The organism is Methanobrevibacter sp. 87.7 (assembly GCF_002208625.1).
Classification (GTDB): domain Archaea; phylum Methanobacteriota; class Methanobacteria; order Methanobacteriales; family Methanobacteriaceae; genus Methanarmilla.
Window position 1 is genome coordinate 1 of the sequence record NZ_MRCT01000115.1, and the last position, 6,025, is coordinate 6,025.

Annotated in this window: 5 protein-coding genes; 3 read left to right on the plus strand and 2 right to left on the minus strand. The window is 22.0% G+C overall.

What is annotated here, in order from left to right:
• The first annotated feature begins 108 nt into the window (after nucleotides 1–108).
• From BGI41_RS06130 to BGI41_RS06140, 3 genes are all read left to right on the plus strand, one after another.
• A complete protein-coding gene (locus BGI41_RS06130) occupies nucleotides 109–702 on the plus strand; it encodes a TetR/AcrR family transcriptional regulator (protein WP_088539538.1) in 594 nt (197 codons plus the stop codon).
• A 203-nt stretch (nucleotides 703–905) separates the two neighbouring features.
• Nucleotides 906–2,291 carry a CCA tRNA nucleotidyltransferase gene (gene cca / locus BGI41_RS06135; protein ID WP_088539540.1) on the plus strand — a complete coding sequence of 462 codons (1,386 nt, stop codon included), beginning with the start codon at nucleotides 906–908 and terminating at the stop codon, nucleotides 2,289–2,291.
• Between the two features lie 277 nt (nucleotides 2,292–2,568).
• Complete coding sequence (locus BGI41_RS06140) at nucleotides 2,569–3,207, plus strand: hypothetical protein (RefSeq protein ID WP_088539541.1); 639 nt, start codon at nucleotides 2,569–2,571, stop codon at nucleotides 3,205–3,207.
• Between the two features lie 232 nt (nucleotides 3,208–3,439).
• Here the strand turns inward: BGI41_RS06140 and priS are convergent, their stop codons facing one another.
• On the minus strand, nucleotides 3,440–4,444 hold the full coding sequence (gene priS / locus BGI41_RS06145; RefSeq protein WP_088539543.1) for a DNA primase catalytic subunit PriS: 1,005 nt from the start codon (nucleotides 4,442–4,444) through the stop codon (nucleotides 3,440–3,442).
• Nucleotides 4,445–4,511: 67 nt separating this feature from the next.
• On the minus strand, nucleotides 4,512–5,858 hold the full coding sequence (locus BGI41_RS06150) for a DNA primase (protein WP_088539545.1): 1,347 nt from the start codon (nucleotides 5,856–5,858) through the stop codon (nucleotides 4,512–4,514).
• Nucleotides 5,859–6,025 lie beyond the last annotated feature (167 nt).

The following is a 6,025-nucleotide window of genomic DNA, read 5'->3' on the forward strand; positions in this document are numbered from 1 at the left end:
AACATATGTATAAGAATTATTTTTTAATATAAAAATTTTGAAAATATTAACCAAAGAATAAAAATTTTTTATTAAAAATAGACATATAAAAATCAAATGGGGAATTTAATGAAACATAAAAAAACAGACATTAGAAAAGAAATTACATTTAAAAAATTATCAAATAGTTTATTTAAATTATTAGAAACTAAATCATTTGAAGAAATTAAGGTAATTGATATATGTAATGAAGCAGGAATCCATAGAAGTACATTTTATTATCATTTTAATGATAAATATAAATTATTAGAAAAAAGTATTTATGAATTTACTAAAGAATTAAATAATAAAATCCAAGATAAAGAATACAATAATATTGTAGAATATTATCACATACTAACAAAAGCATACTTAGATCATATTGATGAAAATAGAAATATTTATCTTGCAATGTTAAACAATAACCAACATAGTGAATCATTAGGTGTAATATATAATATAGTTTTAAAAAATATTAAAGAAAACCTTAATTCAGAAATAAAAAAAGGTAAAAAATATCCTGTACCTACAAATATTATAGCAGAATATTATTCTGGTGCAATATTAAAATCAACAGAATATTGGATTAAAAATTCTGATAAAATAGATAAAAACGAATTTTTAAAAGATTTAAATATACTTTTATTTAATCCATTAGTAAATGGAGAATTAAGTAATATCTAAAAGTTAAATTTATTATTTTATAAAAAACAATTAAATTTTATAAAAATAATAATTATACTATTTTTTAAATAAAAACCTTTTATAAAAATAAATTTATTATTTTTTTATAAAAATAATAAATATACTATTTTTATTTATATACTATAAAATACTAAAAATATTATATTTAATACTTATTTTACTAAATTTATTTTGTGATTATTATGACGTATAGGGAAATTTTAAAAGAGATAACACCAAATAATACTGAAAAAGAAGAAATCAGAGAAATATCAAATAAATTAATAGATAATATTAACAGAATATGTAAAAAGAATAATATTAATGCAGAAGGTATAAAAGTAGGTTCTGTAGCTAAAAAAACATTTTTACATGGAAAATCAGATATTGATATTTTTATTAGTTTCCCTATTGAAACACCTATTGAAACACTTAAAGAAAAAGGTTTAGACATAGCATATAAAGTTACAGAAGAAAATAACGGTATAAGCAATCAACATTTTGCATCACACCCATATTTAACTAGTATTATTGATAATTACGAAATTGATTTTGTACCATGTTATAATATAAAAAATGCTGAAGAAATGAAATCTGCAGTAGATAGAACAATATTACATACAAAATATATTAAATCACATCTTAAAGAAGAACAAATACCTGAAGTTTTACTACTTAAGCAATTTATGGATTGTGTTGGAGTTTATGGATCTGAATTTAAAGTAGGTGGTTTTGCAGGATACTTATGTGAAATGCTTATAATAAAATATGGTAACTTTGAAAATCTTATTAAAGAAGTATCTAATTGGAAATATGGAACAATTATTGACCTTGAAAATTATGGTACTGCAGATTTATTTGATGATCCTCTTATAGCAATAGATCCAACTGATAAAAATCGTAATGTAGGTGCAGCATTAAGAATTGATAAAATGGAAGAATTTGTTGAAGCATGTAGAAACTTTGAAAAATCAAATAATAAAATAGAATTTTTCTATCCAATTAAAAAAGATAATTTAACTATAGAAAAAATAATTAATGAATTTACAAAACATGGTGGAAAAACATATATCATTGAATTTGATATTCCAAATGTTGTAGCAGACACTTTACATCCACAATTAAAGAAAACTGAAGAATCCTTAAGAGAAAAATTTGAAGAAGAAGATTTTAAAGTATTTAAAAGTGGATATTGGACTAATGAAAAAGATAAAGGAATTTTAATATTTGAAATGGAAGTTTACAAATTAAATAATATTAAAGTTCATTATGGACCAAAAATATGGGCTAAAAAAGCATGTGAAAACTTTAAAAAAGCAAATGGTGAAAACTGTTACTGTTTAAATGAATTTTTAGTTATAAATAAAAAAAGAGAATTTATTAATGTAACAGATTTTATTGAACATATATTTAAACCTGAAAATATACATAGAATTAAAATTGGTAAAAACTTAAAAGAACCTGCATTAAAAACATGCAAATTCTATTTACTTGAAAATTATTTAAAAATTGTAAATAAAGAAGATTTAAATGATTTACTTGAATATTTAGATAATTTCATAAATTCAGGACAAAAAACAAGAAGATAATATCTCTTCTTTATTAATCTTTAATAAAAATATAAACTATTTTTAAACACAACAAAAAACAATAAAATAATATTAAACATCTAAAAAACTATTTAAAAAATTAAATAATAGAAAAAAACTATTCAAAAAAATACTAACTATTTTTAAAATATTTAAAAAAAATAAGGATATACTAATAAAAATAAAACTATTTTTAAATATATCATAGTATTATAGATAATTTTAATAATATTTATGAAAAATATATAATATTAACTATTAATAATGGGGGTAAAATATGGAAAATAAAAATATTATTATAATTTTATCTGTAATTATAATAATTCTAGTTGCTATTATTGGAATATCTTTAATTAATAATACAAATTTTTCAAAAGAAAATACAAATATAGCAATTAATGGTAATAGTACCTTATATAAAGGAGAACCACTAATTATAAAACTTTCAGATAAAAATGGTAATGGAATTGGAAATCAAAATATTACTATGACTTTAACTGATTCTAATGGTAATGTAAACGAATATACTACAATAACAGATAATAATGGAGAAGGGAGAATTGCAATTAATGTTAATAATTCTGGACATTATACTGCTAATATAAAATACAATGGAAACAATGAATACAATGAAAGTTCTATAATACAAGAAATTATAATAAAAGATATTGTAGGAAATAACTTAACATCTAATGAAAGTGATATTGACAAAAATAGACCATCCAACACAGATCCAAGATATAAACATGGAGATAGTAGTGTTCATCATGAATCTGAAACAGTAAATGGATGGAATCCATCAGAACATGAAGTATCACGTGAAGATATAGGTGATGGAAAATATAGAATAAATTATGATGATGGATATTATAGAATTTGTGATGAAAATGGATATGTTATAACCTATGGTTATTAATAAACATCTAAATAAATTTTATTTAAATAAATACAAATAAATTATGAATAAATTTATTTAAACTAAAAAATAAGTAATATTTAATCTTTAAATTCTTAAAACAAATAGATATGGATAATTCCATATCAAATCTTTTCTTAAAAAATAATAAAATTAATTTTTATAAAAATAAACTAAAAACTATTAAAATAACTAAAAAAAATAAAATTAGTTTATATAAATAAACTAAAATCTATTTGTCAGGTTTTGTAATGTCCTTACGTTCATATACAAACTTAGGAACTGCATATTTTAAAGGATCAAAATTCTCTCTATCTTTAACTTCAACACATTTCATACTAACTTTAGAATGAAGAGAACTTGGAAGTCTTAAAATACGTTTAATATCAATAGAAACCTTAGCATCAATAGTTTCAAGATTAACATTAGCCATAGCACTTACTAGATTATTATATCTTCTAGGACCAATATTTCCTTTAAATAAACCCCATTGATCGTTATCTAAAAAGTGCCTATATTTTATAATATCTTTTAATAATTTAGGATTAATACCATCAATATTTTCATTACCTTTTAAATGTTGTATATTAAACTTAAGTCTATCTGTAAATATTTTATGATATCCAATAGGAATAATAAAATGTTGAAAATTAAAATTACTAGCAACCATACTTGGATCAGGATTAGGATAACTACTTCTAGGAACTGTAGCCCCAGCTACATACTTTAAAACTTCTGAACGTAAATCACTATCACCAGTCATCATAACTGGATCTAAAATACGAATATGATATCCTCTTCCAGAATAAATTAAATGAATATTTTTAAGTCCTAAATTACCATCTAATGTATCAATAAGATTATTTACAATATCTAAAGCTTCTCCTAAACATTTTTCACATACTTCTCCTTCTTTACAATCACATGAACGAATAGGTAAATCTTTAGCATCAACATCAAAAACATATTCTGCTTTTTCCCAACCTTCTCTTTTTTTAGGATTAAGATAATATGCAATAGAAACATATGCTGCAAATGGAGCTTTACTCATTAAGAAACGTCTTAAAATATCTTTATTCCTAAAAACTTTATATCTATCATTAGGTCCACGACCATAATGATCAAAACCAAATTCACGTCTAGGTAATTCATCTGTAATAAAATCAGGTAAATCTTTAACAGACCACTCTTCCCTATAAAATTGTCTTCTTTCACGTATTGAAGATTTACCAAACATAATTATAACCTCTAATTAAAATAATAATCATAAATTTAACTACTTAATATATATTTTTAACTAATAATTATTTTTCATCATTATCCTTTAATTTACCTTGTTTCTTAAGATTCCATTTAGCTCTAGTATAATATGATAAAGGATTAGTAATTCCTTTACAAGAGTTATCTTTTTTACATAACTGTGGAAGATGTATTTTAACTTTCTCACAACTCATTGGAGTATACCATTTAGTTTCTCCTTCATGTTCTAAAGAAGGTTCAGAATGCATTCCAAAACCTAATTTTGAAATAATATTAACTTTTTCTTGAGGTTGATCTTCAAATAATGGAGGAGTACAATTATCTGCAGCTTCATAAATCAATGGTAAAATTTCATTCTCAGTAATTCTAAGATTTTTATCAATATCTGAAACTTTTACTCCAGCTCCTTGAGCAAATATTCCAGGATATAATCTAGCATATGATAAAAATGATGTTAAAAATAGAACAATAGCATCATTACGACCACCAGAAGAGACTCCTTTCATAGTTTCACGAATACATGGTGGAAATGCTTCTCTTACTAATTTACCAATAGACATAATACCATCAGGATTATTAATATTAGCATAAAATGAACTATATTTAGACATTTCTTTATCAATTAATTCTTCAATTAAATCTCCAAGAACAGCAATAGTAGGATGAACCTCAATAAGTTCAGATTTCTCTTGAATTTTTTTAATATAATCTTCAGTTTTATGTTTTATTGTGTTAATTAATACTTGTTCTTTAACATTATCTCCAACAAGAACATCATACATTTTATCTACAGAAATATCATCAAAATCATCTTCAAATCTTGAAATAAATTCATATTTATCAAGTATAACCTCACCATTATCAATTATTAAATCAGTTAAAGAAAGTTTACGGCTAGCAATAATATCTTTAAGTGAAGTCCATTCTACAGTATCAGAAATCATTAATTGACCTAAAATTTCCTCTAAAACTTCTCTTTTTTCACTTAACAATAAAGTACTAAGTCTATCTTCAATTAATTGTCCTTCACAATCAACAAATAATTTCATTTCACGTGAATTAAAATTAAATTTAAAGGCAATTGCTTGAGCTGTTAAATGAAATGCAATAACATCATAAGGTGTAATATCTTCTACAAAAAGATATTCATAATCATGTTGATTATACTTTTTATTATTTTTTCTTTCAATATACCATTTAATACGTTTCTGAGCAAATTCAATAATAGATTTAGGTATTAAAGAATCATCATCTACTTTTTGATGTGGAGAAAATGATACTATTTTTATTAAATCATTATCAACATCAAAAACAGATGCTAAATCAGCTTTTTCTCTAACAATATTTTGAGCTTCCTCAGAAAGAGGATTTAAAAATGAAGTTAAAACCATAAAAAATATTTTATAATTCATATAATAAATAAATATTTATTTAAAAACTAAAAAATCAATTTTAAAAAATAATATTAATTAATAATTAATATTTTTATAATAATAATATATTTTCTAAGAAATTATTTACTTAATTATTAAAAAAACTTTCTTAAATTCTTAATTTT